General features: G+C 70.5%; 29 protein-coding genes. 13 read left to right on the forward strand and 16 right to left on the reverse strand.

Annotation, left to right across the window (positions count from 1 at the left end):
* Positions 1 to 65 precede the first annotated feature (65 nt).
* Positions 66 to 833, forward strand: coding sequence for a patatin-like phospholipase family protein (locus tag JNB61_RS13575; protein WP_220339975.1), 768 nt, complete (start codon positions 66 to 68; stop codon positions 831 to 833).
* 33 nt (positions 834 to 866) lie between these two features.
* Here the strand turns inward: JNB61_RS13575 and JNB61_RS13580 are convergent, their stop codons facing one another.
* Complete coding sequence (locus JNB61_RS13580; RefSeq protein WP_220339976.1) at positions 867 to 1,667, reverse strand: DUF1206 domain-containing protein; 801 nt, start codon at positions 1,665 to 1,667, stop codon at positions 867 to 869.
* Positions 1,668 to 1,731: 64 nt separating this feature from the next.
* Positions 1,732 to 2,445: a phosphatase PAP2 family protein gene (locus tag JNB61_RS20525; protein WP_220290079.1), complete on the reverse strand. Its 714-nt coding sequence runs from the start codon at positions 2,443 to 2,445 to the stop codon at positions 1,732 to 1,734.
* Between the two features lie 108 nt (positions 2,446 to 2,553).
* On the opposite strand from JNB61_RS20525, the gene JNB61_RS13590 reads away from it, so the two are divergent.
* Positions 2,554 to 3,930: an NAD(P)-binding protein gene (locus JNB61_RS13590; protein WP_159843297.1), complete on the forward strand. Its 1,377-nt coding sequence runs from the start codon at positions 2,554 to 2,556 to the stop codon at positions 3,928 to 3,930.
* Between the two features lie 25 nt (positions 3,931 to 3,955).
* Here the strand turns inward: JNB61_RS13590 and JNB61_RS13595 are convergent, their stop codons facing one another.
* Together JNB61_RS13595 and ychF are read right to left on the reverse strand one after the other, a co-directional pair.
* A complete protein-coding gene (locus JNB61_RS13595) occupies positions 3,956 to 4,522 on the reverse strand; it encodes an alpha/beta fold hydrolase (RefSeq protein WP_220289818.1) in 567 nt (188 codons plus the stop codon).
* A 25-nt stretch (positions 4,523 to 4,547) separates the two neighbouring features.
* Positions 4,548 to 5,621 carry a redox-regulated ATPase YchF gene (gene ychF, locus JNB61_RS13600; RefSeq protein WP_220289820.1) on the reverse strand — a complete coding sequence of 358 codons (1,074 nt, stop codon included), beginning with the start codon at positions 5,619 to 5,621 and terminating at the stop codon, positions 4,548 to 4,550.
* Between the two features lie 59 nt (positions 5,622 to 5,680).
* Here ychF and JNB61_RS13605 point away from each other — a divergent pair, with 59 nt between their 5' ends.
* Positions 5,681 to 6,337 carry an SAM-dependent methyltransferase gene (locus JNB61_RS13605; RefSeq protein WP_220339977.1) on the forward strand — a complete coding sequence of 219 codons (657 nt, stop codon included), beginning with the start codon at positions 5,681 to 5,683 and terminating at the stop codon, positions 6,335 to 6,337.
* A gap of 22 nt (positions 6,338 to 6,359) precedes the next feature.
* On the opposite strand, the gene JNB61_RS13610 is transcribed toward JNB61_RS13605, so the two are convergent.
* Complete coding sequence (locus JNB61_RS13610; protein ID WP_220339978.1) at positions 6,360 to 7,118, reverse strand: class I SAM-dependent methyltransferase; 759 nt, start codon at positions 7,116 to 7,118, stop codon at positions 6,360 to 6,362.
* A gap of 76 nt (positions 7,119 to 7,194) precedes the next feature.
* Here JNB61_RS13610 and JNB61_RS13615 point away from each other — a divergent pair, with 76 nt between their 5' ends.
* Both JNB61_RS13615 and JNB61_RS13620 read left to right on the forward strand, forming a co-directional pair.
* Positions 7,195 to 7,797: a 3'-5' exonuclease gene (locus JNB61_RS13615; protein WP_220339979.1), complete on the forward strand. Its 603-nt coding sequence runs from the start codon at positions 7,195 to 7,197 to the stop codon at positions 7,795 to 7,797.
* A 64-nt stretch (positions 7,798 to 7,861) separates the two neighbouring features.
* Positions 7,862 to 9,199 (forward strand): DNA recombination protein RmuC, encoded by a 1,338-nt coding sequence (locus JNB61_RS13620; protein WP_220289827.1) that lies wholly within the window; start codon positions 7,862 to 7,864, stop codon positions 9,197 to 9,199.
* A 3-nt stretch (positions 9,200 to 9,202) separates the two neighbouring features.
* Here JNB61_RS13620 and JNB61_RS13625 read toward each other — a convergent pair whose 3' ends face one another.
* Complete coding sequence (locus tag JNB61_RS13625) at positions 9,203 to 9,415, reverse strand: UDP-N-acetylmuramyl pentapeptide phosphotransferase (RefSeq protein ID WP_159843283.1); 213 nt, start codon at positions 9,413 to 9,415, stop codon at positions 9,203 to 9,205.
* 142 nt (positions 9,416 to 9,557) lie between these two features.
* A complete protein-coding gene (gene glpX / locus JNB61_RS13630; RefSeq protein WP_116196603.1) occupies positions 9,558 to 10,547 on the reverse strand; it encodes a class II fructose-bisphosphatase in 990 nt (329 codons plus the stop codon).
* Between the two features lie 191 nt (positions 10,548 to 10,738).
* Here glpX and fbaA point away from each other — a divergent pair, with 191 nt between their 5' ends.
* Positions 10,739 to 11,770, forward strand: coding sequence for a class II fructose-bisphosphate aldolase (gene fbaA, locus JNB61_RS13635; protein ID WP_220339980.1), 1,032 nt, complete (start codon positions 10,739 to 10,741; stop codon positions 11,768 to 11,770).
* Between the two features lie 256 nt (positions 11,771 to 12,026).
* Here the strand turns inward: fbaA and JNB61_RS13640 are convergent, their stop codons facing one another.
* The 5 genes from JNB61_RS13640 to JNB61_RS13660 form a co-directional block, all read right to left on the reverse strand.
* Positions 12,027 to 12,578: an MOSC domain-containing protein gene (locus tag JNB61_RS13640; RefSeq protein WP_220339981.1), complete on the reverse strand. Its 552-nt coding sequence runs from the start codon at positions 12,576 to 12,578 to the stop codon at positions 12,027 to 12,029.
* Between the two features lie 34 nt (positions 12,579 to 12,612).
* Positions 12,613 to 13,326: a zf-HC2 domain-containing protein gene (locus tag JNB61_RS13645; protein ID WP_220339982.1), complete on the reverse strand. Its 714-nt coding sequence runs from the start codon at positions 13,324 to 13,326 to the stop codon at positions 12,613 to 12,615.
* The gene (locus JNB61_RS13650) at positions 13,323 to 13,862 is read right to left on the reverse strand and encodes a sigma-70 family RNA polymerase sigma factor (RefSeq protein ID WP_220339983.1); all 540 of its coding nucleotides are present in this window, start codon (positions 13,860 to 13,862) and stop codon (positions 13,323 to 13,325) included. The genes JNB61_RS13645 and JNB61_RS13650 overlap by 4 nt, the downstream gene beginning before the upstream one ends.
* Before the next feature lie 136 nt (positions 13,863 to 13,998).
* Entirely contained in the window at positions 13,999 to 14,568 is a 570-nt protein-coding gene (locus JNB61_RS13655; protein WP_220339984.1) for a DUF6264 family protein, read from the reverse strand.
* Positions 14,565 to 15,605, reverse strand: a complete 1,041-nt coding sequence (locus JNB61_RS13660; protein WP_220340048.1) for a 4-hydroxy-3-methylbut-2-enyl diphosphate reductase — start codon at positions 15,603 to 15,605, stop codon at positions 14,565 to 14,567. The genes JNB61_RS13655 and JNB61_RS13660 overlap by 4 nt, the downstream gene beginning before the upstream one ends.
* Positions 15,606 to 15,729: 124 nt before the next feature.
* Here JNB61_RS13660 and xseA point away from each other — a divergent pair, with 124 nt between their 5' ends.
* From xseA to JNB61_RS13695, 7 genes are read left to right on the forward strand one after another with little or no spacing between them, the layout of a single operon-like run.
* Entirely contained in the window at positions 15,730 to 17,082 is a 1,353-nt protein-coding gene (gene xseA, locus JNB61_RS13665; protein WP_220339985.1) for an exodeoxyribonuclease VII large subunit, read from the forward strand.
* A gap of 10 nt (positions 17,083 to 17,092) precedes the next feature.
* Positions 17,093 to 17,335, forward strand: a complete 243-nt coding sequence (locus tag JNB61_RS13670; protein WP_220289841.1) for an exodeoxyribonuclease VII small subunit — start codon at positions 17,093 to 17,095, stop codon at positions 17,333 to 17,335.
* Complete coding sequence (locus JNB61_RS13675; protein WP_159843265.1) at positions 17,335 to 17,982, forward strand: DUF4245 family protein; 648 nt, start codon at positions 17,335 to 17,337, stop codon at positions 17,980 to 17,982. Before JNB61_RS13670 ends, JNB61_RS13675 begins: the two co-directional genes overlap by 1 nt.
* 35 nt (positions 17,983 to 18,017) lie before the next feature.
* On the forward strand, positions 18,018 to 18,629 hold the full coding sequence (locus tag JNB61_RS13680) for a carbonic anhydrase (protein WP_220290083.1): 612 nt from the start codon (positions 18,018 to 18,020) through the stop codon (positions 18,627 to 18,629).
* Between the two features lie 51 nt (positions 18,630 to 18,680).
* Complete coding sequence (locus JNB61_RS13685) at positions 18,681 to 20,075, forward strand: class II fumarate hydratase (protein ID WP_220289845.1); 1,395 nt, start codon at positions 18,681 to 18,683, stop codon at positions 20,073 to 20,075.
* A gap of 49 nt (positions 20,076 to 20,124) precedes the next feature.
* Positions 20,125 to 21,627 carry a sensor histidine kinase gene (locus JNB61_RS13690; protein WP_220289846.1) on the forward strand — a complete coding sequence of 501 codons (1,503 nt, stop codon included), beginning with the start codon at positions 20,125 to 20,127 and terminating at the stop codon, positions 21,625 to 21,627.
* Entirely contained in the window at positions 21,624 to 22,280 is a 657-nt protein-coding gene (locus JNB61_RS13695; RefSeq protein ID WP_159843259.1) for a response regulator transcription factor, read from the forward strand. The genes JNB61_RS13690 and JNB61_RS13695 overlap by 4 nt, the downstream gene beginning before the upstream one ends.
* Positions 22,281 to 22,383: 103 nt before the next feature.
* Here JNB61_RS13695 and JNB61_RS13700 read toward each other — a convergent pair whose 3' ends face one another.
* The 4 genes from JNB61_RS13700 to JNB61_RS13715 all read right to left on the reverse strand — a co-directional run bounded on the left by JNB61_RS13700 (position 22,384) and on the right by JNB61_RS13715 (position 26,808).
* A complete protein-coding gene (locus JNB61_RS13700; protein ID WP_220339986.1) occupies positions 22,384 to 23,136 on the reverse strand; it encodes a hypothetical protein in 753 nt (250 codons plus the stop codon).
* A gap of 166 nt (positions 23,137 to 23,302) precedes the next feature.
* Positions 23,303 to 24,658 carry a PhoH family protein gene (locus JNB61_RS13705; RefSeq protein WP_220289851.1) on the reverse strand — a complete coding sequence of 452 codons (1,356 nt, stop codon included), beginning with the start codon at positions 24,656 to 24,658 and terminating at the stop codon, positions 23,303 to 23,305.
* Positions 24,659 to 24,854: 196 nt separating this feature from the next.
* The gene (locus JNB61_RS13710; RefSeq protein WP_220289854.1) at positions 24,855 to 25,985 is read right to left on the reverse strand and encodes an aminotransferase class V-fold PLP-dependent enzyme; all 1,131 of its coding nucleotides are present in this window, start codon (positions 25,983 to 25,985) and stop codon (positions 24,855 to 24,857) included.
* 37 nt (positions 25,986 to 26,022) lie between these two features.
* Positions 26,023 to 26,808 carry an isoprenyl transferase gene (locus JNB61_RS13715; RefSeq protein ID WP_159843251.1) on the reverse strand — a complete coding sequence of 262 codons (786 nt, stop codon included), beginning with the start codon at positions 26,806 to 26,808 and terminating at the stop codon, positions 26,023 to 26,025.
* Positions 26,809 to 26,918 lie beyond the last annotated feature (110 nt).

Here is a 26,918-nt window from a genome sequence, read left to right on the forward strand (position 1 = left end):
TCGCGCACAGTTGTTCCCCACCCGCCGGATGCTACCTTCGCCCGAGCGTCACGAGCGGAGGACCCATGATCGACGACCGGGAGCTGGGGCTCGTACTCGGCGGCGGTGGCGCATTCGGCGCCGCCCATGTCGGCGTGCTGCAGGTGCTGGCCGAGCGAGGCATCCGTCCCGGCATCGCGACCGGCACGAGCTCGGGAGCTCTCGTCGCAGCCGCCTACGCGGCGGGTCTGGAGCCGCATGCCATCGACCGCGCCGCCCGCACCTTCCGCTGGAGCGCGATCGCCCGATGGTCGCTGACCCCGAGGTGGGGTCTGCTCGACACCACCGCCATCGTCGACGCCGTCCCTCGAGCTCTCGGCGAGGACCCGCACATCGAGCACCTCCCCCGCCGCTTCGCGGCATACGCCACAGACCTGCGCACGCGGCGCGGCGTGATCCTCGACCACGGTCCGCTGAGCGCGGCGCTGCGGGCGACGGTCGCGGTGCCGGGGCTTCTGCCCCCGATCCGTCGGGGCGACGCGCTCCTCGCGGACGGCGGCATGATCGACAACGTACCGGTCGTCGCAGCGCGCGCCCTCGGCGCCTCGCGCGTGATCGTCGTGCGGCTGCACGCGAGGTGGGAGAACGTGCGGATGATGCGCACAGTCACCCGAACCGCCGAGCTCGCGGCCGACCCGTCGGTCGTGCTGATCCAGCCCGAGATGGAGGGGATGGCGCAGTGGCGGATGACGGACGTGCCGCGTCTGATCGAGGAGGGGCGCCGCGCGGCGACGGCGGCGTTGGATGCTGCGGCCATGCGCGACCTCGCCACGGGAGCCGTCAACACGAACTGACGAAGGCGTGACACGGTCGAGCGTCCGCGACCCTCACATGCGCGCGTAGCGGGCGCGCGCGAAGCAGAAGACCCCGTAGATGATCAGTCCCGCCGCCACCACCCACAGGATCACGGGTCCGAACGGCAGGCCCGCGAGCGTGTGGAGCGCAGCATCCAGTCCTCCGGCCGTCTGCGGATCGTGAGTGACGGCCGCGATCACGAACAGTGCGCCCGCCACCGCCACGGCGACGCCCTTCGCGACGTAGCCCACCACGCCGAACGTCACGATCCCCTTGCGGGCGACCCCCGCCGGCAGGTCGAGATGCTTCTCGAACCCCCGCGTGATTCCCCGGACGACGAAGGCCGCGCCGATGGCGAAGATGATCAGGCCGACGAGCACGAGCAGGAAGACCCCGCCGGGGGTGCTCATGAGCTGCGCGCTGAAGGTCTGCGACGACTGGGAGGAGTCGGAACTGCCGCCGAGGGCGTAGACGAGGGCGGTGCCGGCGATCGCGAGGTAGACCACGGCCGTGCCGACGTACTTGACGCGGTAGCCCCACTTCTTCTTCGTGTCGGGGTTTCGCTCCAGGAATGCCTGCGCGACCTGCCAGACGGCGAGCGCCGCGAGCCCGATGGCGATGGCCCAGAGCAGGAAGATCCCGATGGGGGTGTCGCGGATGGTCTGCATGGCACCGCCCTGGTCGGCTTCGCCGCCTCCGCCCATCGCGACCGAGATCGCGATGAACCCGATGACGATGTGCACGATGCCCAGCACGACGTAGCCGATGCGGGCGATGGTCCGGAATGCGGGCGACTCCGTCGCTGCCCGCGCCGCGTTCTTCGCAGTGGTCATTCGCGAAGCGTATCGCCGGGGATCGTCGCAGGATTGGGGCTTGAAATCCGCATGAGAACCGTGCTCAGGCGTCCGGCTGCGGGGACGACTGCGAGGCCATCGCCCTCCGGATGCGGTAGGCCTGCATGCCGCTCCAGACCAGGCAGGCCACGGCGATGCCCTCCAGCAGCCCCGCGAGCACGTCGCTCGCCCAGTGGGCGTGGAGATAGGTGCGGCTCCACATCATGTACACGACCCAGACCACACCGAGTGTCCAGACGTACCAGCGGCGCAGCAGCAGTCCCAGGGTGACGGCGATGGTCGTCGCGACGGCGGTGTGGCCCGACGGGAACGAGGTGGGGACGCTCTCGGCGAGCGACTCCGACGGCCGTACCCGCGCGATGACCGCGGCCATCGGAGCCCCGATCGCCGTCACCGTGACGATGGCTACCGCGAGGGTCGCGGCATCCCATCGTCGTCGCCGCCAGAGGAAGAGGACGATGATGAGGATCCCGACCACCGGGGCCCCGATCACGCCGCCGACGATCGAAGGCACCCAGGCGATCACCAGACCCGCGTCGCTCATCCCCGCGAGCATGGCATCGTCCCACCAGACGTCGGCGGGAAGAGGTTCGTGTCCGCCCAGCGCCACGGCGAAGCGAAGCACCACGAACAGCACCGTTGCGATCACGCCGATCACCAGTACGGTCGCGCGGTGCGGGTCGGGATGCGGAAGGGGCTCGTCAGGCGCCGCAGCAAGCGGCGAGCGACTCCCCTGAGGTTCTTCGTTGTCGCCCACGTCACCATTGTGGCGGCGGACGGGGCCCGCGCGACTCCTCTTGCCGTCGAGGGTCTCGGTGTCGTAGGGGGCATTGACGGGCGGCACCGGCACTGCTCTGATGAGCGCATGGAGGCGATCGTCGACGTCGACTACGTGGTCGTCGGGGCGGGGGCGATGGGGATGGCGTTCGTGGACGCCCTCACCGCTGCCGCCGACGACGTGTCCGTCGCGATCGTCGAGCGCCGCCATGGCGCCGGGGGCCACTGGCTCGACGCGTACGGGTTCGTGCGGCTGCACCAGGCCTCGGCGTTCTACGGCGTCGCCTCGACGCTGCTGGGCGGCGGCCGTCTGCAGGCCGAGGGCCCCGAGCGAGGGCTTCACGAGCGCGCGAGCGCTGCCGAGGTGTCGGAATACTATGCCCGCGTGCTTGCTCGGCTCGTGCGTTCGGGTCGTGTTGTCTTCCACGGCCGCACCGAGTATCTGGGTGAGCGCCGGTTCGTGTCGCTGCTGAGCGGCGCCCGCTTCCACGCTCCGCGAGCGCGCGTCGTCGACGCGCGCTACCTGTCGCCCGACATCCCGCTGCTCACTCCCCCGCCGTTCGCCGTCGAGGACGGAGCCCACGTCGTGGCCGTCAACGACCTCGTCCGCATCGCGGAGGCCCCCGGACACTACGTCATCGTGGGAGCCGGCAAGACGGCGACCGACACGTGCGTATGGCTGCTGCAGAACGGCGTCGCCCCGGACGCGATCACCTGGGTACGGCCTCGCGACCCGTGGCTGCTGAACCGCGCAGTCGTGCAGCCCGACCCCGCGATCTTCCTCGGCATGGCCGCCGATACGATGGCTGCCGCGGCCGCCGCGTCCGATGCCGACGACGTCTTCCTCCGCATGGAGGAGGCCGGGATCATGCTGCGTTTCGATCGGTCGGTCACGCCGACGATGGCCAAGACCCCCACCCTCGCCACGTGGGAGCTCGATCTCGTGCGCACGATCGACGACGTGATCCGCCGCGGCCACGTGCAGTCCGTGGGTCGTGGACGCGTGACGTTCGCCGACGGCGACGTGCACGTGCCCGCCGATTCCCTCGTGGTGCACTGCGCCGCCGAAGGACTGAAGTACCCGGGCCTGAGGCCGATCTGGACCCCGGAGGCGATCACGCCGCAGCCCGTGCGGGTGGGCTTCCCCTGCTACGGCGCGGCGCTCACGGGCTACGTCGAGGCGACGCGCGACGACGACGCCGAGAAGAACCGTGTGTGCCGCCCGTCACCGTACTCGGACACCCCCGCCGACTGGGCGACGATGCAGACGATCGGCGGTGATGCGTCGCTCGCGATGTCGAGAGAAGCCGACCTGCGTGCCTGGTCGAACACCACATCGCTGAACCCCGCGCGCGTCCCGCCGGATCGGACGGACGACCCCGCCGTCCTCGCCGCCGCGGCCCGTTTCAAGGAGAACATCGGCGCGGGACGCGCGCGGCTGGCGGAATTCGCAGGGATCGCATAGCCGGTGGGACCGATCCGGCCCCGGATCAGTCCCAGTCGAGGTACTCCTCGACGATCACCGCCGTCTCGACCGGGTGCGTGAGCGGGAAGAGATGACCGGCTCCGTCGAGGGTCTTTACGCTCGCGCGCTCGGGCGCTGTCGCCCGTAGGCGCTCGCCGGCTGCGGGCGGGGTCACCTCGTCGTCGGCGCCCTGCACGATCAGCACCGGGATCACCGGCGCGAGCGCGATGTCTTCGTCCTCCACCCCCAGCAGCAGCAGTCCGTTCACGCGCTCCGGGTGGCGGGCGACGAGCGCGCGCGCGACCGTGCCACCGCGGCCGTGTCCGCCCACCCACGTGCGCTCGAGGCCCAGCTCGTCGATGACCGCGACGACGTCGTCGGCCTGATCGCCGGTCGAAGCCGCGTCGACGCTCGCACGGTAGCCGACGCGGATGATGTGGAATCCCGCCTCCTCGGCCAGGTAGTGCCCGACGACACCCAGGGCGTCCTGCCCGGGTTCCGCGATGAGCACGAGGCCGATCGGCCCGTCACCTTCCACGATGTAGGGGATCGCTCGTCCGTCGGGCTCGAAGATCTGCGTGGTGTCGGTCATGGGAAGCCTTTCAGGGAAGCGATCGTCAGACGTTGAAGCGGAACTCGACGACGTCGCCGTCCTGCATGACGTAGTCCTTGCCCTCGAGGCGGGCCTTGCCCTTCGAACGGGCCTCCACCACCGAGCCGGTCTCGACGAGGTCCTCGAAGGAGATGACCTCCGCCTTGATGAAGCCCTTCTCGAAGTCGGTGTGGATGACTCCCGCCGCCTGCGGAGCCTTCCAGCCCTTGCCGATCGTCCAGGCGCGGGCCTCCTTGGGACCCGCCGTGAGGTAGGTCTGCAGGCCCAGGGTGTCGAATCCGATGCGTGCCAGCTGGTCGAGCCCCGACTCGTCCTGGCCCGTCGACGCGAGCAGCTCCGCCGCGTCCTCCGGGTCGAGGTCGATGAGCTCGGACTCGATCTTGGCGTCGAGGAACACCGCCTTTGCCGGAGCGACCAGAGCTTCGAGCGAGGCCTTCTTCGCAGCATCCGTCAAGACCGCCTCATCGACGTTGAAGACGAAGATGAAGGGCTTGGCGGTCAGAAGGCCCAGCTCCTTGATCGGCGTGAGGTCGATGCCCGAGGCCGACAGCAGCACGCCCCGCTCGAGGGCGTCCTTCGCCTCGAGCGCCGCGGCGAGCACGGAGGGGTCGAGCTTCTTGCCCTTGACCTCCTTCTCATACCGCGTGATCGCCTTCTCGAGGGTCTCGAGGTCGGCGAGCTGCAGCTCGGCGTTGATGGTCTCCATGTCGCTCTGCGGGTCCACAGCGCCGTCGACGTGCACGACGTCGTCGTCGGCGAAGCCACGCACGACCTGGGCGATCGCATCGGCCTCGCGGATGTTGGCGAGGAACTTGTTGCCGAGTCCCTCCCCCTCGCTCGCGCCGCGGACGATGCCGGCGATGTCGACGAACGACACGGCGGCCGGCAGGATCCGCTCGGAGTGGAAGATCTCAGCGAGCTTGTCCAGTCGCGGGTCGGGCAGGTTGACCACGCCGATGTTGGGCTCGATCGTCGCGAACGGGTAGTTCGCGGCGAGCACCTGGTTCTTGGTCAGGGCGTTGAAGAGGGTCGACTTGCCGACGTTCGGGAGACCGACGATTCCGATGGTGAGAGCCACGGGCATCCAGTCTAGATGGCGGCGTTGCCCGCACCGTCGCCCGGCGCGATACTGAGCGCGTGGACGAGTGCTGTGCACCGCACGCGCCGCAGGGCTACGACCGGGAGTTCAACGCCCGGTTCGCCCGCAGACTCGCGCGGCAGTATCGACGCGACGGCCTCACGCCGAGCGCGGCGCTGGTGCTCGACTTCGCGAGCTCGATCGGCCTGGCGGGCGCCTCCGTGCTCGAGATCGGCGGCGGGATCGGCGACATCCAGCTCGAGGCGCTCAAGCGGGGCGCCGCTCACACCACCAATGTCGAGCTCTCCGCCGCGTATGAGCCCGAGGCCGCCCGGCTTCTCGACGAGGCGGGCCTGCGTGATCGCGTGACGCGGATGCTGGGGGTCGACCTCGCAGGAACGCCCGAGGCGGTCGAGCGTGCCGACATCGTCGTGCTGCACCGGGTGGTCTGCTGTTACCCCGACTACGAGCGCCTGCTGGGCGCCGCAGCCGGCCGCGCGAAGCGCGCCGTCGTGTTCAGCCACCCGCCGCGCACGCTCTTCGCCCGGTTCTCGGCGCGCGCGATCAACACGGTGTACGCGCTGACGGGCAACCCGTATCGCGCGTACGCGCACACGCCGGAAGCGATGATCGCGGTGCTCAGTGGGCGCGGTCTCGAGCCTCGGTACCGCGAGGCCAGCGGCCCCTGGCGCGTCGTGGGCGCCGTCCGCACCTGACCGACGGCCGGTTCGGGACTCTTCAGGGGCGGATGACGCGATACGCGTGCGTCACGTACGGGAGGTCGACGACCTCGGTCCCGTTGAGCTCGGTGATGCGGCGCTCGTCGAACAGGGCGCCGACGGCAGTCAGGATTCCCGCGCGGTCGGCCTCGGGTGCGGTGATGACATAGCTGCGAGAGGCCACCATGTCGAGCAGGGCCCCCCGCGTGAGGGAGCGGGTCCACGTCCACGACCGCTGTTCGAGCACGTCGAAGGGATCCGCCACCCGCGGCCCGTCGCCGACCAGCATCTCCTCCGCGTGGCTGCCGTGCATCGCCGCGGTGAGGCGCGCCACCCATGGATCGGATTCGTCGCGGATGTTCCAGACGAGCCCGAGGACGCCGCCCCGACGGAGCGCTCGCCCGACCTCGGCGGAGGCGGCGACCGGGTCGACCCAGTGCCACGCCTGACCGAGCAGCACCGCGTCGACGGAAGCGTCGGGAAGAGGCATCCGTTCCGCCGTCCCCACGAAGGTGGGAACGCCGTGGACGTGCTCGCGGAGTGCGGCGAGCATGTCGGCGTCGGGGTCGATCGCGACGACCTCGGCTCCCGCCTCGACGATGGTGCGGGTGAGCTTGCCCGTTCCCGCTCCCACGTCGGCGACGCGGACCGCGCGCCCGGGCTCGCGCACCGGAGCGAGCATCCAGTCCACGGCCTCGCGCGGATAGTCGGGCCGGCCCGACTCGTACGCGGCCGCGGCGGCCCCGAACGACAGCGACATCTCTTCGCGACTGGCCATGCTCCGACCCTACGACGACCCTGCGCCCTCGGCGCGCCTTCCGTCCGCACCGGCGGCCGGGGGTGAGTCTGGGACTGTGCCTCTGGACTTCACCGCGATCGACTTCGAAACGGCGAACTCCAGCAACGCCTCGGCCTGCGCGGTCGGACTCGTGCGGGTGCGGGACGGCCGGATCGTCGACAGGACGGGCTGGCTGATCCGGCCGCCCGCCGGGCACGACGTGTTCTTCGAGATCAACGTGCGCATCCACGGAATCCGGCCGGAAGACGTGGTCGATGCGGCCCCGTGGAGTCGCCAGCTCGCCGACATCGTCGCCTTCGCGGGCTCCGACGTCCTCGTCGCCCACAACGCCGGATTCGACATGGCCGTGCTCAAGCGCGCGTGCGACGCGACCGGCGACGAGTGCCCGCCCTACCGCTACGCCTGCAGCCTGCAGGTCGCGCGCAGGGTGTACAAGCTCGAGTCGTACCGGCTTCCGTTCGTCGCCGCGGAGGCCGGCTTCGCCGATTTCCCGCACCACAACGCCACCGCCGATGCGATGGCGTGCGCGCACGTCATGATCGATGCCGCGCGGCGCGTCGGCGCGGACGACATCGAGGCGCTCACCGACGCGGTGGGCGTCCGGGTGTCGCAGATCGCGGTGACCGAGACTCCCGCGGTGTCGTTCGCCGTCGCATAGCGCGGAACCGGATGCCGCGGCCCGCCGCCGCGGGGATGTCCGAGGCATCCGGCACCCTGGAGCCATGGACGCAGTCGTGATCAGTGTGGTGGTGATCGCCTGCGTGCTCGTGGGCGCGGTGGCGGGCTGGGCGGCGGGTCTGGCGCGCGGTGCGGCGCGCTCCGCGCGCGCGCACGCCGACCTCACCGCGCGACTCGCCGGTTCGGAGGCCGCGCGGCAGGGCGTGCAGGCGCAGCTCGAACACCAGCAGCTGCTCTACCGTGAGCTCGCGAATCAGGCACGCCACGACCAGGCGGCGCGAGAGGAGCGCGAGCGCCGGGAGCAATCGGTGCTGCGCGCACTCGCCCCCGTGCAGGAGACCCTGGCGGCGATGCATACGAAGGTGGACGACCTCGAGCGCGACCGCCATCTGCAGTTCGGCACGCTCGCCGAGCAGCTGCGACGCGCACACGAGTCCGACGAGGCGCTCCGCGCGACCACCGAGTCGCTGGCGAGCGCCCTGCGCTCGGGCAGCACGCGGGGCGTGTGGGGCGAGACCCAGCTGCGACGCGTCGTCGAGGCCGCGGGACTCACGCGCCACGTCGACTTCGACCTGCAGGCCTCGATCACGTCGGACGCCGGCGCCGGGCGCCCCGACATGGTCATCCGCCTTCCCGGCGACAAGGCGATCGCGGTCGACGCCAAAGTGCCCCTCGACGCGTTCCTCGAGGCGAGCGCGATCCCGGTGACCGCCCAGGGCGCCGAGGCGGCGCGGCGGCGGGGCCTGCTCGACAAGCACGTCAGGGCGGTGCGGGCGCATGTGGACGCACTCGCACGCAAGACGTACTGGGCCGGGCTGTCAGCGAGTCCCGAGTTCGTGGTCTGCTTCGTGCCGAGTGAGTCTCTGCTCGCGGCTGCGCTCGAAGAGGACCCCTCCTTGCTCGACTACGCCTTCGGCAAGCGCGTGGCGCTCGCCTCGCCGGTGAACCTCTGGGCGGTGCTCAAGACCGTCGCGTACACATGGACCCAGCAGGACGTCTCGCAAGAGGCCCGCGCCCTCTTCGACCTCGGCAACCAGCTCTACGAGCGGCTCGGCTCGCTGGCGTCTCACGCCGACGACCTCCGCCGGGCGATCGAGCGCACGGTCGACAGCTACAACCGGTTCGCGGGCTCGCTCGAGACACGCGTGCTGGTGAGCGCCCGCAAGTTCCCCGGCATCGACGCGACCAAGCTCGACGCGGTGAACCAGCCGGCCGCGATCGAGAAGAGCCCGCGCCGCCTCACAGCGCCGGAGCTGCTCGAGGAGACGCTGCCCGGCCTGGAAGAGTCGCCCGCTCCCGGTGCCCTGAGCGACGCGGGGACCCTCACCGCGGCCGCGGAGCTCGGCGAAGTGCGCGCGCGTGTCGCGTCGCGAGACGAGTAAGGCTCAGGCGCCGCCGGGGACGAAGCTCAGCAGCACGATGACCGCGGCGGAGACACCGACGAATGCGCCGATCATCCACCACGCGCTGACCTCGTGACCCTCGTCACGGCGCACGCGCAGCAGCACGTCGGGCCGGCGGGCCGGATCGATCGCGTTGGCGACCACCGCATGCGCGCCCGTCTGGGGCGACGACGGATCGGCTGAGTGCGCAGACATCGTCAACTCCTCGAGTAGGAAACACGAACGTGTCTCCATCGACACCACAGAAGATTCTGCCAGAGTTCCCTCCGGGGCCGGTCACGAAACGGTCACGGCCGCGTCACGTGTCGCACCTGCCCCGCGCCCGCACGCGTGCCGGTCAGAGCCACTTCGACACGAGGTGCTCCGACGAGATCCGGCGCAGCGTGCCCGATGCACCCCGCAGCACGACGCTCTCCGTGTACACATACCCGCCCTCGCGGCGGACGCCCGCGACGAGCGCGCCGTCGGTGACTCCCGTGGCGACGAAGATCGTGTTGTTTCCCTTCACGAGGTCGTCGGCCTCGTACACGAAGCCGTCGAGCTTAAGGCCCGCGTCGATGCCGCGCTGCTTCTCGTCGTCGTCGCGCGGCCACAGGCGACCCTGGATGTGGCCGCCGAGAGCCTTGATCGCGCACGCGGTCACGATCCCCTCGGGGCTGCCGCCGACCCCGACGCACATGTCGGTGCGGGCGTTGTGGCGCGCGGCGTTGATGCCGCCGGCGACATCGCCGTCGCTCATCAGACGCGTCCCGGCGCCCGCCTCGCGGATCTCCTCGATGAGACGCTCGTGGCGCGGGCGGTGCAGCACCGAGACGACGAGTTCGTCGACGGGCTTGTCCAGCGCCTTAGCGAGGCGGCGGATGTTCTCGCCGATCGGCAGGCGGATGTCGACCACGCCGACGCCGGCAGGACCGGTGACGAGCTTGTCCATGTAGAAGACGCTGGAGGCGTCGAGCATCGTGCCGTGGTCGGAGACGGCGATCACCGACAGGGCGTTGTTGCGGCCGGCTGCGGTCAGCGACGTCCCGTCGATCGGGTCGACCGCGACGTCGGCCTGCGGTCCGCGTCCGTTGCCGACACGCTCGCCGTTGTAGAGCATGGGGGCTTCGTCCTTCTCGCCCTCGCCGATGACGATGGTCCCGTCGAAGTTGACCGTGGTGAAGAATGCGCGCATCGCGTCGACCGCGGCCCCGTCCGCCGCTTCCTTGGCGCCGCGGCCGATGAACGGCACCGCGCGGATCGCCGCGGCTTCGGTGGCCCGCACGAGTTCGAGTGCGAGGTTGCGGTCGGGATGGAGGGGACTCATGTCCGCGGTCAGGCTCACCATGCGGTCAGCCTATGCCAGCATGGCGCCCGATTCACGGGAATTTCACGCTGTGGGAACCGAAGGAATCGCGTTTCTTTCCGATGGTGCAGGGACGTGGGTTTCCCGAACGGCGCCTGGCCGCGGCATCCGTTCCCCCATCCGGCGCTTGGGTAGAGTTTGCGGTGAAGCCCACTCGATCAAAGGGAGCACTCATGCCCGTCGCCACCCCGGAGCAGTACGCCGACATGCTGGACCGCGCGAAGGCCGGTGGCTTCGCGTATCCCGCCATCAACGTCGCCAGCTCGCAGTCGATCAACGCCGTGCTGCAGGGACTCACCGAGGCCGGTTCCGACGGCATCATCCAGGTGACGACGGGTGGCGCCGACTACTTCGCCGGTCACACCGTCAAGGCTCGCGCGGCCGGTGCCCTCGCGTTCGCGAAGTTCGCCACCGAGGTCGCCAAGAGCTACCCGATCACCGTCGCCCTCCACACGGACCACTGCCCCAAGCCCGCACTCGCCGACTTCGTGCTGCCGCTCATCGAGGCGTCGGAGGAAGAGGTCAAGGCCGGCCGCAACCCGATCTTCCAGTCCCACATGTGGGACGGCTCGGCGGTGCCCCTCGACGAGAACATCGAGATCGCGAAGGATCTCCTGCCCCGGCTCAAGAACATCAACGCGATCCTCGAGGTCGAGATCGGCGTCGTCGGCGGCGAAGAGGACGGCGTCCAGCACGAGGGCTCCAACGAGGCGCTCTACACGACGGTCGCCGACGTGACGAAGGCCGTCGAGGCGCTCGGCCTGGGCGAGAACGGTCGCTACATCTCGGCCCTCACCTTCGGCAACGTGCACGGCGTCTACAAGCCCGGCAACGTCAAGCTCCGCCCCGAGCTGCTCGGCGAGATCCAGGAGGGGATCGCGGCGAAGTTCGGCACGGGTCCCAAGCCTCTCGACCTGGTCTTCCACGGCGGGAGCGGCTCGACCGACGAGGAGATCGCCCTCGCCGTCGCGAACGGCGTCGTGAAGATGAACATCGACACCGACACGCAGTACGCCTTCACCCGCTCGGTCGCCGGTTTCATGTTCCAGAACTACGACGGCGTGCTGAAGGTCGACGGCGAGGTCGGCAACAAGAAGGCCTACGACCCGCGCGCATGGGGCAAGATCGCCGAGTCGGCGATGGCCGCCCGTGTGGTCGAGGCCACGCAACAGCTCGGCTCCGCCGGCAAGAGCCTCGCCGCGTAAGCAGCGCATTCGACGGATGCCCCGACGCCGGCCTCGCGGTTGGCGCCGGGGCATCGGCGCGTACGGAGCTCGCCCGATCCTGTGCCCCACCGGGCCGGCCGGCCGCGGCGATGTCAGGCTGCCCGCACCGCCCCCAACGGTCCGACATCGACCAACCATCGACCGTGGCTTACGACGGCGACGCCCCTTCTGATGACGGTCAGGGTCCGCCGGGCCCGTGGCCGGCACCGCGCGGATGGAACCCACGAGCGGGGCGCTACTCGGGGTCGGTATAGCGGTCGAGCAGCCCCGGCGCGCCCTCCGGACGATGCACGACGACGATCTCATCGCCGGCTTGCACGTGGCCGCCCCGCACGACGCGCAGGTAGGGACCGAGGCGCCGCTCGTTCGAGAATCGCTTCACCCAGCCGCGCGCGTCGGATCCGCCGACCCAGCGCGCGAACGTCTGGCAGGGCGTGCGGGGCATCGTCACCTCGACCTCGACGCGGTCTCCGATCCGCCACCGCTCGCCGATGCGCGCAGAGTTCACGTCGAGGCCTTCCACGCGCAGGTTCTCACCGAACCAGCCGGGCGGCAACTCGCGGCTTAGCTCCGCCTCCCAGAATGCGGCGTCCTCCTCCGAGTACGCGTAGAGCGCCTTGTCGAGTCCGCCGTGATGCTTGCGGTCCGCCTGCACATCGGCGCGCACACCGTACGGACCGATGCGCACCGGCCCGTCGAGCGGGCCCTTGTCGATTGCTGTCACACCGACCGAGCCGGCATCGGGACGCAGTTGTCGGACGGCGCAGACGGCGACCAGGCGGGGCATCCGCTCATCCTAGCCACGGGCTCCGCTGCTGCGCTCACTCCCCCGGCGACGCTCCCGGCTCGCCGCGCAGCAGTACGCGGCCGTCCGAGACGGCACGCACCTCGATCGATGCGATGTCGCCCCGGTCGAGGGCGGTGCCGGCGTCGAGGTGCGCCGTCGTCCCCGGACCCGCGCGCCACGACGACAGCTCGCTGCTCGTGCCGTCGGTCGAGGTGACGACGAGTACGTACGGCCACTCCTGGTCCGTCGTGTACGGGTCGCGGCTGGGCGGATAGCGGCAGGTCATCGCGATGCGGGTGCCCCAGGCCACGTCGGTCAGCTCGACCTTCGCGGTCAGCGGCACATCCGTCACGGCGTCCAGCGCAACCACCTCTTCGGGGCCTCCCGCCGGCGGGACCGCAGTCGTCACCGCGAACGCGACCACGAGGGCGACTGCCGCCGCAGCGGCGACGCCGCTGCCCCAGGCGATCACACGTCGCCTACGTGCGTCGCGCGTGCCGCGGACGATCATGCGTCTGCGGGCAGCCGGATCGGGGCTGCCCTGATCCGACGGCTCGAGCAGCGCCTCGGCGCGCTCGGGCCGGACACGCGCGAGCAGGCCCATCGTCGGGGCCAGGTCGGCGATCGCGTCGCGGCACACGGGACAGCTCTCGAGGTGAGCCTCGTAGCGGCGGCGGTCGTCGACGCTCAGCGCGCGCACGACGTACGCGGCGTCCCAGTCGGCGAAGCGGGGGTGATCCGTGGTCATCGCGTCACCCCCTTCTCCTGCAGGGTGAGCCGGAGGGCGCGCAGCCCGTAATGGAGCCGAGACTTGACGGTGCCTTCGGGGATGTCGAGTTCGTCGGCCATCTCCGCCACGGAGAGGCCGCGGTAGTACGCACGCACGACAACGGCGCGGTGGTCGGTGGTGAGCGTCGCCAGCGCCTCCTCCACGAGGATCGCCTCGAACAGCGCTTCGGTGCCATCCGGAGCCGTGCGCTCGGGGACCTCCGCGACGTCGATCTCGCGCCGGCGTCGCGCGCTGCGCGCCTCGTCGATGACGAGGTGGCGCGCCACGGTGAACATCCACGAGCGCGTGGTCGAGGGATCCTGCTCGAGGATCCTGGGCGTTCGCCACGCCCGCAGCAGCGTCTCCTGCACGATGTCGTCGGCACCGGCGCGATCGCCGGTGAGATGCACGACGTAGCGCCACACCGGCGCCGCATGTGCGTCGTACAAGGCGCCCAGACGCGCGGCATCGCGTCCGGCGGCGCTGTCTCGGCGCTCCACGCTGTCGTGCGGCATCCATCACCTCCCGCAGGAGACACGAGACGCACACCCCGGGGGTTCACGTAAATGCGCGTGCGTCCGCGCCGTCACCTGCGAGTATGGACCCGCCGCACCGGGACTGCACGGTACGGGAGCCGCGTGCCCCGAAAGCTCAGAGCCGAGCGCTGTCGAGGAGTCCCTGCCAGACGGCGGGATCGTTCATCAGCGGCGCGACCATCAGCAGGCCGGCGGTCAGCGAGAAGACGATGCCGCCCACCAGCGGGATCCACCAGGAGATCCGGGAGCGGCGCATGCTCCAGACCGACAGCGCCGCGGTGAGGCACCAGCCGATCGCGAGGACGAGGACCGCGGCGACCGCCCACGGTCTGCCGGCGGCAGGATCCGAGAGCTCGGCGTCGACGCCCATCAGCCCCAGCATCGTCTCGGCGTAGGTGCCGTAGTCGAGGAAGGCGGGAATCGATGTGATGACATTGACCAGGCCGTACGCGAGCAGTGCGAACGTGATGATGCGGTCGACCGGGCGGTGACGCTTCTCGGCGACGACAGGGGCGGATGGGATGCTGCCTGCCGGCGCGTCCGTCATGACCGGCGCGGCCGGCGGCACATGCCAGGGTGCCGGCTCCTGGATGCGCGCGCGCTGCTCCTCGGGTGTCGCGTACTCGCCGTACTGGGGACGTGGACGCGAGCGCGGATCGGGCCCGGCGTCCGCGGCCCCGCTCACGGACGGCTCCGCCCGCCCAGGGCGCGGTCGTCGCGCTTGCCGGCGGCATCCTGTCGCAGCTCCTTCGGGAGCGAGAACATCAGGTCCTCCTCCGCGGTGCGCACCTCTTCGACGTCGCGGTAGCCGGCGGCGGCGAGGTCATCGAGCACCTGCTGGACGAGCACCTCCGGCACGGAGGCGCCGCTGGTGACACCCACGGTCTCGACCCCCTCGAGCCAGGCCTGCTCGACCTCGTCGGCGTAGTCGACGCGGTAGGCGGCCTTGGCGCCGTGCTCGAGCGCGACCTCGACGAGCCGCACGCTGTTGGACGAGTTCGCCGAGCCGACGACGATCACGAGGTCGGCGTCCTTGGCGACCTTCTTGATCGCAACCTGGCGGTTCTGCGTCGCGTAGCAGATGTCGTCCGAGGGCGGATCCTGCAGCTCGGGGAAGCGCGCCCTGAGCCGGCGGACGGTCTCCATCGTCTCGTCGACCGAGAGCGTGGTCTGCGACAGCCACACGACCTTCGACGGGTCGCGCACCTCGATCGTGTCGGCCTCGTCGGGCGAGTTGACGATCGTGACGTGGTCGGGCGCCTCGCCCGCCGTGCCCTCGACCTCTTCGTGGCCGACGTGGCCGATCAAGAGGATCTCGTAGTCGTCGCGCGCGAAGCGCACGGCCTCGCGGTGGACCTTCGTCACGAGGGGGCACGTCGCGTCGATGGCGCGGAGGCCCCGATCGGATGCCGCGTTCACGACCGCGGGCGACACCCCGTGCGCGCTGAACACGACGTGGGCGCCGGCGGGCACCTCGTCGACCTCCTCGACGAAGATGGCGCCCTGCTTCTCGAGCTCCGTCACGACGTGGATGTTGTGCACGATCTGCTTGCGCACGTACACGGGCGCACCGAAGCGCTCGAGCGCCTTCTCGACGGCGATGACGGCGCGGTCCACGCCCGCGCAGTAGCCGCGCGGCGATGCCAGGAGCACCCGCTTCTGTCCGACCCCGGCGGTATCCTTGAGCGGTTCGCGCCGCCGCGGGATCCGCGGGAGGGGCATGCTCACGGGGGCCTGACTCGGTCGGGTCTGTCCCGGGGTGCTGATGCTCACCCCTCGATTCTACGGGCGGGCTCCTGAGCGAGGCCTCCGACCGGAAGCCGGCGCGCGAGCACGAAAGGACCTCATGACGAGTTTCCAGCCTGCCGTCGTCCCCGGCGAGCCACCCCCGCCCGACTCGGTGCCACCGCGCGACTCGACGGCTCAGGCCCCGACGTCTGTGGCGCGTCTGAACGACACCATCCGCGGGTTCGTGCAGACGTGGGGATCGGTGTGGGTCGAGGGCGAGATCACCGGGTGGAACCAGCGGGGCGGCAACGTGTTCGGCCGCCTCAAGGACCTGGTGACCGATGCCACGATCTCCTTCCGCATCTGGTCGTCCACGCGCGACCGCCTGCCCGGCGATCTCAAGGTCGGCGACCACGTCGTCGCATGCGTCAAGGCCGACTACTTCGTGAAGAACGGCGACTTCAGCTTCGGCGTCTCCGCGATGCGCCACGTGGGACTCGGGGACCAGCTGGAGAAGCTCGAGCGACTGCGCGTGCAGCTGCGTTCCGAGGGGCTCTTCGATCCGTCCCGCAAGAAGCCGCTCCCCTTCCTTCCGCACCTCATCGGCCTCATCACGGGTGAGAACTCGGACGCCGAGAAGGACGTCCACCGCAACGCGGAGCTTCGCTGGCCGCAGGTGCGCTTCCAGACGAAGTACGCCGCGGTGCAGGGCGACCGGTGCGTCCCCGAGACGATCGCGGCGCTGAAGGCGCTGGATGCCGCGCCCGAGGTCGACGTCATCATCATCGCCCGCGGCGGCGGCGACCCCCAGACGCTGCTGGGATTCAGCGACGAGCGTCTGATCCGCGCCGTGGCCGCGGCATCCACTCCCGTCGTCAGTGCCATCGGCCACGAGAACGACCACCCGCTCCTCGACGACGTCGCCGACCTGCGGGCATCGACCCCGACCGACGCGGCGAAACGCGTCGTGCCGGATGTCGCCGAGCAGCGCGCGCTCGTCGGACAGTTGCGCGCCCGCATGAACACGCGGCTCACGCAGCGCATCTCGCACGACATCGCCCAGCTCGAGCAGCTGCGCTCGCGCCCGGTGCTGCGCGCCCCCGAGACGCTGCTCACGACCCGCTCGCACGAGGTCGAGCTGCTCGCCGCCCGCGGCCGGGACCGGGTAGACCGGGCGCTGCGCGTCCAGGAGCAGCGCACGGCCGAGCTGCGCGCCACGCTCCGCGCACTCTCCCCCGCGTCGACGCTCGCCCGCGGCTACGCCATCGCGCACCTCGCCGACGGGGTGATCGTGCGCGACGCATCCCAGGCTCCGGCGTCCACCCCCGTCGTCGTCACCGTGGGGCGCGGATCGTTCGCCGCCCACTCCGACGGGGAGCTCGCCGAGGGTCCTGACCGAGGCGCCACCGCGGCCGGCGGCGTCGCCCAGCAGAACCCGGCACGGCGCGGGGCGACCCTCGCACCCGAATAGACTGTGTTCCATGACTGAGACGAGCGGCGCCCTCTCGGACGTCGCCACCCTCTCGTTCGAGCAGGCGCGCGACGAGCTCGTCCGTGTCGTCGCCGAACTCGAACAGGGCGCCCCGACCCTCGAGCACTCCCTCGCCCTGTGGGAGCGTGGCGAAGCCCTAGCCGCCCGCTGCGAGGAGTGGCTGCTGGGCGCCAAGCGCCGGCTCGAGGCCGCTCGGGCGTCCGCCGATCGCACACAGGGCGAGGTGCTCTGATGGCACGCGGCCCCCGCATCGTCGCCGAGCTCGGTCGTCCCGAGACGCCTCAGGAGACCGCCGACCGCAAAGCCGAGTCGTCGCGGATCTACCGCTCGAGCCAGAACGTCCGCAACCTCATCGCGGCGCTGCTCGCGACTCTCGCGGTCGTCATCGTGATCATCGCCGCCGTGCCCCGCGGCACGCCGCCGCCGCGCGAGGCGATCGACGTCGCCTCGGTCGCCGAGGCCGTCGCGGCGTCCGAGGGACGCACCGTCATCACCCCCGAGATGTCGGAGGCGTGGGTCGTCAACAGCGCCGGAGTGGAGGGCGACGGCGGGGTCCGCGCGTTCACCGTCGTCTACGCCCCCACCGACGAGAACACGCGCGGATTCCTGCGCGTCGCCCAGGGGTTCGACGCCGACGAGGCGTGGGAGGCCCGCGTCCTGTCGGGCTCCGCTCCCCAGGACACCGTCACGATCGACGGCCTCACGTGGGAGCGCTACGAGCTCGATCCCGACAGCACCGGCAACATCTCGGTCGCGCTGGCCACCGATGCGGGCACCGACACGGTGCTCATCTACGGCGCGGCGGGCGAGGACGCCCTGGAAGAGACAGCCCGCTCCGTCACCGATCAGATCACCGCTCTACGCGAGGAGGCCGAGTGACCGAACAGCCCACGCCCGCAAAGGCCTGGCGGGAGATGCAGCGTGGCAACGCGCGCTTCGTCGCCGGCGAACCCCGCCATCCCCGGCAGGACGTCGACACCCGGCATGAGCTCGCGGGAGGGCAGCGACCCCGTGCGGCCCTGTTCGGCTGCGCGGACTCGCGCCTGGCGGCGGAGATCATCTTCGACAAGGGCCTCGGCGACCTCTTCGTCGTGCGCAACGCCGGACAGGTCGTCTCGGACTCGGTGGTCGGCAGCCTCGAGTACGCCGTCGCGGTGCTCGAGGTACCCCTCATCGTCGTGCTGGGCCACGACGCGTGCGGCGCCGTGCGTGCGGCGATCGACAGCACCAGCCCCGACGCAGATCCACTGCCTCCGCACATCTGGCGCCTGATCTCGCCCATCGTTCCCGCGGTTCGCCGCGTTCAGCGCGCGTCGGCCGTGGACGGCGTCTACCCCGCCGAGATCGACGCCGAAGAGGTCGGCCGCGAACACCTTCGCGACACCGTCGGCGAGCTGCTGCACTCGTCAGAGCTGATCAGCACCGCCGTCGCGGAAGGGCGCCTCGCGATCGTCGGCGCCAACTACCGCCTCGGCGAAGGCACCGCCGTGCCCGACGTCGTGGTCGGGATCACCGACGACGCCTGAGCATCACCACTTTCCCAGACACCCCTGTACCGACACGTGAGGAACAACGACGTGACCGACATCGAGTACCGCATCGAGCACGACACCATGGGAGAGGTGCGCGTGCCCAAGAACGCGCTGTACGCCGCACAGACGCAGCGTGCGGTGGAGAACTTCCCCATCTCGGGCGACCGGCTGGAGCCCGCCCAGATCGTCGCGCTCGCCCGCATCAAGAAGGCCGCGGCCCTGGCGAACAAGGAGCTCGGCACGCTCGACGGGGCGATCGCCGACGCCATCGCGGGCGCGGCGGACCGCATCATCGCGGGCGAGTTCGCCGACCAGTTCCCGATCGACGTGTACCAGACCGGCAGCGGCACGTCGTCGAACATGAACATGAACGAGGTGCTCGCGACGCTCGCCACGCAGGCGCTCGGCGCCACCGTGCACCCGAACGACCACGTCAACGCCTCGCAGTCGTCGAACGACGTGTTTCCGACCTCCGTGCACATCGCGGTGACGCAGGAGCTCATCGACGACCTGATCCCGGCGCTGGACCACCTCGCCGTCGCGCTCGAGGCGAAGGCGGACCTCTGGAAGAGCGTCGTGAAGTCGGGACGCACGCACCTCATGGACGCGACGCCCGTGACCCTCGGCCAGGAATTCGGCGGCTACGCGCGCCAGATCCGGCTCGGCATCGAGCGCGTGCAGGCCGTCCTCCCCCGCGTCGCGGAGGTCCCCCTCGGCGGAACCGCCGTGGGCACCGGTATCAACACTCCGCTCGGCTTCCCGCAGCGTGTCATCGAGCTCATCGTGGCCGACACCGAACTGCCGATCACCGAGGCCAAGGATCACTTCGAAGCCCAGGCCAACCGTGACGGTCTGGTCGAGGCATCCGGAGCCCTGCGCACCATCGCGGTCTCGCTGACCAAGATCAACAACGACCTCCGCTGGATGGGCTCCGGACCCAACACCGGTCTCGGCGAGCTGCACATCCCCGACCTGCAGCCGGGATCGTCGATCATGCCCGGCAAGGTCAACCCGGTGATCCCCGAGGCCACGCTCATGGTGTGCGCCCGCGTCATCGGCAACGATGCGACGGTCGCGTGGGCGGGCGCCTCCGGCGCCTTCGAGCTCAACGTCGCCATCCCGATCATGGGCAGCGCCGTGCTCGAGTCGATCGAGCTGCTGGCGAACACGTCGCGGGTGCTCGCCGACAAGACCATCGACGGCCTCGAGGCGAACGTCGAGCGCGCCGCCGCGTACGCCGGCATGTCGCCGTCGATCGTCACGCCCCTCAACAAGCTCATCGGCTACGAGGCGGCCGCCAAGATCGCCAAGCACTCCGTGGCGAAGGGCATCACGGTGCGCGAGGCCGTGATCGACCTCGGCTACGTGGATCGTGGCGAGCTCACGCTCGAGCAGCTCGACGAGAAGCTCGACCTGCTCTCGATGACGCATCCGGGCTGATCCGCAGTCGCCCATGCCGCAAGCCGTGCGTCGGCGGGATAATCGGGTCATGGCACGCACGCCTCGCCCGGTTCCCGCGCGCGTCAGGATCCTCGCCGCGATCCTCGCTGTCGCGTGCGTCGGCCTCGCGATCGTGGGCAGCGTGACGTTCCTCGTGCAGCGCGAGCAGGCCCTCACCGGCGTCAATCAGCGTCTCCGGGATCAGGTGAGTGTGCTCGAAGAGGTGGCCACGGGTGAGACGTTCGACCCGACCGACGGCGCCTCGGCGGCCACCGAGGAACTCGACAAGAACGAGTTCCAGGACGTCGACGACTACCTGAACGCGGTGGTGGCGCGTCTGGTCCCCGCGAGCAACGAGGGCTCCCTCGCGCTCATCGACGGCGTGCCGCGCTGGATGCCGTCGACGTTCTCGGGGATCGACATCTCGAAGAACCAGCAGCTCATCGACCGCGTCGTACAGGAGACCGCCGGGGGCGAGACGAAGCGGGGCACCGCTGTCACCCCTCAGGGATCGCTGCGCTACATCGCGATCCCGGTGCAGATGGACGGCGACCCCCGGCAGGGTCTGTACGTCCGCGCGGTCGACCTCGGCGAGGAGCTGAAGCCGGTGACCTTCGCGATGACGACCTATGTCATCGCGGCGGTCGCCGTGCTGTTCGCGATCGGCATCGTCGGATGGTTCGTCACCGGCCGGCTGCTGTCGCCGATCCGTCGGCTCCGCGAGACGGCCGACGCCATCTCGATCACCGACCTCTCCCACCGCCTCGAGCCCCAGGGCAACGACGACATCGCCGACCTGTCGCGCACCCTCAACTCCATGCTGGATCGCCTGGAAGACTCCGTCGACGGGCAGCGGCAGCTTCTCGACGATGTACGTCACGAGCTGAAGACGCCGATCACGATCGTGCGGGGTCATCTCGAGCTCATGAACCCGCAGGATGCCGCGGATGTGGCGTCCGCGCGCGACATCGGCATCGCCGAGCTCGACCGGCTCGCCCGGCTCGTCGAAGACATCGACCTGCTCGCCACGGCGGAGGCGGAGTCGTACAGCCTCGACACCGTCGACCTCGCCGCGCTCACCGAGCGGGTCGCGGAGCTCGTCGCCGTCATCCCGGGTCACCGGTGGACCATCGAGGCCCGTGCCGAGGGCGCCACCGTGGGCGATCAGGATCGCCTGCTGCAGGCATGGCTCCAGCTCGCCGACAACGCCGCCAAGTACACGCCCGAGGGCAGCCCCATCGAGATCGGCAGCGCCCACTCCGACGACGGCTCCCTGCTCTGGGTGCGCGACCACGGTCCCGGTATCCCGCCCGGTGCGCGCGCCCGGATCTTCCGCCGATTCGACCGGGCCCATGTGAAGCGCTCGGTCGGCGGCTCCGGGCTGGGCCTGGCCATCGTCGACGCGATCGCCAAGGGTCACGGCGGGCACTGCGTCGTCACCGACACGCCGGGCGGCGGGGCCACATTCACGATCCACCTGCCTCCGACGGAGGCTGAACTGCCGGCACCGGTTCGCGCCGGAGACGTGCTGCAACGGGAGGCTGCCGGATGACCAGGATCCTCATCGTCGAGGACGAACCGCGGATCGCCGCGTTCGTGAGCCGAGGCCTCGAGGCGGCGGGTTACGAGACACTTGTCGTCGAGGACGGGCCCGAGGGGCTCGAATCCGCTCTGCGCGGCGACGCCGACCTCGTGCTGCTCGACGTCGGTCTTCCCACGATGGACGGCTTCGAGGTGCTGCGGGAACTCCGAGCCCGCGGCTCCGCGATGCCCGTGATCATGCTCACCGCGCGGTCCAGCACGCGAGACACGGTGACCGGGCTGGACGCCGGAGCCAACGACTACGTGCCCAAGCCGTTCACCTTCGAGGAGCTTCTGGCGCGCGTGCGCTCCCGCCTGCGCGAGAGCGTGCCACAGGCGGGCGTCTCGATCTCGCACGGCGACGTCGTGCTCGACATCCTCGCGCGCCGGGCGACGGTCGGTGGGCGCGAGATCGACCTCTCGGCGCGCGAGTTCTCCCTCGCCGAGCAGTTCCTGCGCAACCCCGGCCGCGTGCTCAGCCGCGAGCAGCTCCTGAGCCGCGTGTGGGGGCTCGACTTCGATCCCGGTTCGAACGTGGTCGATGTGTACGTGCGGTATCTGCGCGGAAAACTCGGCGCCGACCACATCGTCACGGTGCGCGGCGCCGGGTATCGCTGGGAGTGAGTCGACCGGGCACCCGTCCGGGGTGCCCGCGGAGAGGAAGAAGCCCCCGGTGCTGGGGGACACCGGGGGCTGTGAAAGGCCGGACTGGGGGATCCGACCGTTGTCAGTCGCGCTTGTCTGGGGAATTGCGCGACTGGTCTTTCTTCTCGCCGTTGCCGGCGCCGTTGCCGTTTCCGACGTTCGATCCCGCGTGAGCGGGAGGTTGTGAACCGGTCGACTGCTGACCGGACTGCTTGTGATGCTGGGCGGAGGGTTCCTGCTCCGAGAGCTGCTGCTCCGGGGCCGGAGCCTGGAGCAGGCTCTGCCGCTGGGCGATGGAGCCGCTGGGCTCGCTCGACACGTCGTCGGAGCCGCTCGATTCGCGCTGCGCGTCCTGGGCGGCGTTCTCGCGCTCGAGACGGGCGATCAGGGCGTCCAGCCGGCCGCTCGACCAGCCTTCGGAGGCCGCCCAGTCACGCAGCGGGCCCCAGCTTCCCGCCGCCCGGGCCGCGGCGATCGCGGCGTCGACGTCGGCGGGCGCGGCCGGAGCAGGGGGCGCGGCGATCCCGGGCGCAGCGGGTGCCGCCTGAGCACGTGCGCCTGTCGAGGCGGACGGCGCCACGTCGACGGGTGCGGGCGCTTCGACCACCTCAGGCTCGGCGGACGGAATGAGGGCGTCGGATGTCGGCGCCGGCGCGGGCCGCGGGGTCGTCGACGCGGATGCCGGGGCGGGGACGACGACGCGCCCGGAGGCGACGCTCGTGCCCTTCGATTCCGCCAGGGCGGCGGTGTTCGCGAGGGCGACGGCGGTCACGACAGCGATGCTCGCGGCGACGGCGGTCAAGCCACCGATCACGAGCCCCGTGCGTGCTTCCACCTCTCGCCTGCCCTCCGTGCGCGGAATCGTTTCCCGTCATCCATGGTGACAGAACGATCGCCTGGTATTCGCCACCGGCGATGAGACTTTCCTCATCGTGACGCGGCGCAGCGGGCCGGGATCCGGCATCCCGACCCGCTGCGTCACCGGTTGATCGCGGCGCGGCTCAGGCGAGCTCTCCGGCCTCCAAGAGGTCGGTCACGAGGGCGGCGATGGCCGACCGCTCGGACCGCACGAGTGTCACGTGGCCGAACAGCGAGTGACCCTTGAGCGTCTCGATGACCGACGCGACGCCGTCGTGGCGACCGACCCGCAGGTTGTCGCGCTGGCCGACGTCGTGGGTGAGCACGACCCGCGAGTTCTGCCCGATGCGGCTGAGCACCGTCAGCAGCACGTTACGCTCGAGCGACTGCGCCTCGTCGACGATCACGAACGCGTCGTGCAGCGACCGGCCGCGGATGTGCGTGAGCGGCAGCACCTCGAGCAGCCCCCGTTCGACCACCTCGTCGAGGACGTTGGCCGAGACCACCGAGCCGAGGGTGTCGAATACCGCCTGACCCCAGGGGTTCATCTTCTCCTGCTGGTCCCCCGGCAGGTACCCCAGTTCCTGCCCGCCCACGGCGAACAGGGGTCGGAACACGATGATCTTGCGCTGCTGCTGCCGTTCGAGAACCGCCTCCAGCGCGGCGCACAGAGCCAGCGCCGACTTTCCGGTGCCGGCGCGGCCGCCGAGCGAGATGATGCCTACCTCGGGGTCGAGCAGCAGGTCGATGGCGATGCGCTGCTCGGCCGAACGCCCGTGGAGGCCGAACACCTCGCGGTCGCCGCGGACCAGGCGGTACTCGCCGTCGCCGACGACCCGCCCGAGGGCCGACCCGCGCTCGGAGTGGATGATCAGCCCGGTGTTCACCGGGAGTCCCTGCACGTCTTCGCTCGAAGCGACCTCGCTCTCGTACAGGTCGCTGATGTCGTCTCCCGAGACGTCGATCTCCGAGATGCCCGTCCACCCGGAGTCGACCGCCTGCTCGGCGAGGTACTCCTCCGCCGTGATGCCGAGCGACGCCGCCTTGACCCGCATCGGCAGATCCTTCGAGACGACGGTGACCTCCTGCCCGTCCCGCGCGAGGTTCATCGCGATGGCGAGGATGCGGCTGTCGTTGTCGCCGAGTCGCATGCCCGACGGCAGCACCGTCGCATCGGTGTTGTTGAGCTCGACGCGGAGCGTGCCGCCCTCGCCGACCGGAACGGGGAAATCGAGGCGTCCGTGCTCGACGCGCAGTTCGTCGAGGTGGCGCAGCGCCTGCCGGGCGAAGTAGCCGATCTCAGGATCGTGCCGCTTGCCTTCGAGCTCCGTGATCACCACGACGGGGATCACGACGCTGTGCTCGGCGAAGCGGAAGAACGCCCGCGGATCGCTGAGCAGCACTGAAGTGTCGAGAACATAGGTGCGCAGATCCTGATCGGATGCTGCGACCTGCTCGAGGTCCTGACTGCGCTGCTCGTGTGGTGCTCGTGTGGTCACAACCCACTCCCGCCCCGGGTGTTCACCCGGCAGTCACGAGTCGACCGGAGTCACGAGTCGCGATCCTGAGGCCGACTCGACCGGGCTCCTTGCCCGATGCGCTCACGCTACGGCCGCCCGCAGACATCCGAGGCGCTCGACACGCAAGAACGTGTGACATGTTGATTAACGGATGCTGCACGCGCAGCATCCGCTCTCACCAGACCCGCGACGACGAGAAGGCGGCGAGCGCGTCTCCGAACAGACGCAGCGTGTCGGCCCCGGTGCCGACGTGGGGTGAGACCCGGATGCGTCCGGCTCTCGCGGTCACGGTGAGGCCGTGATTCGCGAGCGACGCGGCGAGCGGTGCGGCGTCCTGCGCGGCGGGCTCGAGAGTCACGATCCCGGCGCGGCGCTCGGGCTGACGCGGCGTGACCACCGGCACCTCGTAGCGGTCCGCGAAGAACATGACGTCGGCCGCGCGCTCGGACAGCACCGACTCGATGTCGGCGACGCCCACATCCACCACTTCCCGCAGCGCCGTCGCGAGACGCGCGGCGGCGAGGGTGTCGATCCCCGATACCGAGAACGCCTGGGCCGAGGCGGCCGGCGGCGGAACCGCGTCGACCGGAAGGTCGCCGTCGACGCCGGTGAAGCCCGACAGCACGGGGGCGATACGCTCGAGCGCACGCTCGCCGAACCACGAGAATCCGGTACCCCGGCCGGCGCGCAGCCACTTGTAGCCGTGCCCGCACACGACATCGGCGGCGAGGTAGTCGGCCTCGACCATGCCGAAGCCCTGGATGGCGTCGACGATGAGCAGGCGATCGCCGATCACCTCGCGGATCGCCGACAGATCGGCTCGGTACCCGGTGCGGAAGTCGACGAGGCTCACCGCGACGGCGCGGGTGTCGTCGGAGAGCGCCGAGCGGATCGCGTCGGGGGTCATGAAGCCGTCGGCCGGCTCCACCCACTGCAGCTGCACCGAGCCGAACGCCTCCGACGCGCGGGTGGCCGCGACGGTGAGGCTCGGGAACTCGCCGCGGCCGAGCATCAGCCCGCCGGCGAGACCGTAGATGGCGTGCATCAGTCCGTACGTGGTGGACGGCTGCAGCGCCACGTGCGAGGCATCCGTGCCGATCAGCTCGGCCACGAGCTCGCGGGCCTCGCGCACGTGGTCTGCGACGAGATCGATGCTCGTGCGCCGGCCCGAACCGAGCAGCTCGGTGTCGCCCTGCGCCTCGCTGCGGACCGCAGGCGAGAGCGGCCCGAATGCCGCCCAATCCAGATACCCCGGTTCCCCATCGAACGACGCCAGATATGAGTCCAGATCCGTCACGCGGATCATTCTGGCAGAGGTGCGAACAGCGGTGTGGAAGCGCCGACTACCCGCCGTATCGGCGGTCCCGCGAGGCGAAGTCGCGGATCGCGCGGAGGAAGTCCACCTCACGCAGATCCGGACCGAGCGCCTCGACGAAGTAGAACTCCGAGTGCGCCGACTGCCACAGGAGGAAATCGCTCAGCCGCTGCTCCCCCGATGTGCGGATGACGAGGTCCGGGTCGGGCTGCCCTCCCGTATACAGGTGCTCGCCGATCTGCTCGGGTGTGAGGCTCGCTGCGAGCTCCTCGAGCGAGCCGCCGCGCTCGTCATGCTGAGCGATGATGCTGCGGACCGCGTCCACGATCTCGCCGCGGCCACCGTATCCCACGGCGAGATTGACGTGCATCCCCGCGTTGTCCTTCGTACGGGCCTCGACGTCGGCGAGCACGCGCCGGAGGTCCTCCGGCAGCGCGTCGGCCCGGCCGACGTGCTTCACGCGCCAGTCGCGCTCGTGCGAGAGCTCCTCGGCGAGCTCCGCGATGATCTCGATGAGATCAGACAGCTCGCGGGAATCGCGCTTGCGCAGGTTGTCGTTCGACAGCAGGTACAGCGACACGACCCGGATGCCCACGTCGTCGCACCAGCGGAGGAACTCCTTCATCTTCGCCGCGCCGGCGCGGTGGCCGTGCGCGGCGGAGTCGTAACCCAGCTGCTTCGCCCAGCGACGGTTGCCGTCGATCATCATGGCGAGGTGTCGCGGAACGGATGCGGGATCCAGGCGACGGCGGAGGCGGTTGATGTAGAGCCGATAGAGGGGCCCCCTGCCCTCGTTCGTCTCGCCGCGCGCCACACGCCTACGCTACCTCGCGCACGACGCCGACCGTAGCGTGGGACTCAGTCCCCCGATCGGTGACACGAGCATGTTCCCGTCCCGGCATGAGCCTCCCTCTACGCTTAGGA

The organism is Microbacterium ureisolvens, assembly GCF_019511645.1.
GTDB classification, from domain to species: Bacteria; Actinomycetota; Actinomycetes; order Actinomycetales; family Microbacteriaceae; genus Microbacterium; species Microbacterium ureisolvens_A.

Coding starts and splice junctions, on each gene's coding strand:
- glpX (WP_116196603.1), bottom strand. CDS start 10,547: ATGGTGAGCCTGACCGCGGACATGAGTCCCCTCCATCCCGACCGCAAC.
- JNB61_RS13590 (WP_159843297.1), top strand. CDS start 2,554: ATGGAGGCGATCGTCGACGTCGACTACGTGGTCGTCGGGGCGGGGGCG.
- JNB61_RS13690 (WP_220289846.1), top strand. CDS start 20,125: ATGGCACGCACGCCTCGCCCGGTTCCCGCGCGCGTCAGGATCCTCGCC.
- JNB61_RS13625 (WP_159843283.1), bottom strand. CDS start 9,415: ATGTCTGCGCACTCAGCCGATCCGTCGTCGCCCCAGACGGGCGCGCAT.
- JNB61_RS13660 (WP_220340048.1), bottom strand. CDS start 15,605: ATGCCCCTCCCGCGGATCCCGCGGCGGCGCGAACCGCTCAAGGATACC.
- JNB61_RS13580 (WP_220339976.1), bottom strand. CDS start 1,667: ATGACCACTGCGAAGAACGCGGCGCGGGCAGCGACGGAGTCGCCCGCA.
- fbaA (WP_220339980.1), top strand. CDS start 10,739: ATGCCCGTCGCCACCCCGGAGCAGTACGCCGACATGCTGGACCGCGCG.
- xseA (WP_220339985.1), top strand. CDS start 15,730: ATGACGAGTTTCCAGCCTGCCGTCGTCCCCGGCGAGCCACCCCCGCCC.
- JNB61_RS13640 (WP_220339981.1), bottom strand. CDS start 12,578: ATGCCCCGCCTGGTCGCCGTCTGCGCCGTCCGACAACTGCGTCCCGAT.
- JNB61_RS13620 (WP_220289827.1), top strand. CDS start 7,862: ATGGACGCAGTCGTGATCAGTGTGGTGGTGATCGCCTGCGTGCTCGTG.
- JNB61_RS13670 (WP_220289841.1), top strand. CDS start 17,093: ATGACTGAGACGAGCGGCGCCCTCTCGGACGTCGCCACCCTCTCGTTC.
- JNB61_RS13680 (WP_220290083.1), top strand. CDS start 18,018: ATGCAGCGTGGCAACGCGCGCTTCGTCGCCGGCGAACCCCGCCATCCC.
- JNB61_RS13610 (WP_220339978.1), bottom strand. CDS start 7,118: ATGGCCAGTCGCGAAGAGATGTCGCTGTCGTTCGGGGCCGCCGCGGCC.
- JNB61_RS13645 (WP_220339982.1), bottom strand. CDS start 13,326: ATGACCACGGATCACCCCCGCTTCGCCGACTGGGACGCCGCGTACGTC.
- JNB61_RS13695 (WP_159843259.1), top strand. CDS start 21,624: ATGACCAGGATCCTCATCGTCGAGGACGAACCGCGGATCGCCGCGTTC.
- JNB61_RS13575 (WP_220339975.1), top strand. CDS start 66: ATGATCGACGACCGGGAGCTGGGGCTCGTACTCGGCGGCGGTGGCGCA.
- JNB61_RS13710 (WP_220289854.1), bottom strand. CDS start 25,985: ATGATCCGCGTGACGGATCTGGACTCATATCTGGCGTCGTTCGATGGG.
- JNB61_RS13650 (WP_220339983.1), bottom strand. CDS start 13,862: ATGCCGCACGACAGCGTGGAGCGCCGAGACAGCGCCGCCGGACGCGAT.
- JNB61_RS13675 (WP_159843265.1), top strand. CDS start 17,335: ATGGCACGCGGCCCCCGCATCGTCGCCGAGCTCGGTCGTCCCGAGACG.
- JNB61_RS13595 (WP_220289818.1), bottom strand. CDS start 4,522: ATGACCGACACCACGCAGATCTTCGAGCCCGACGGACGAGCGATCCCC.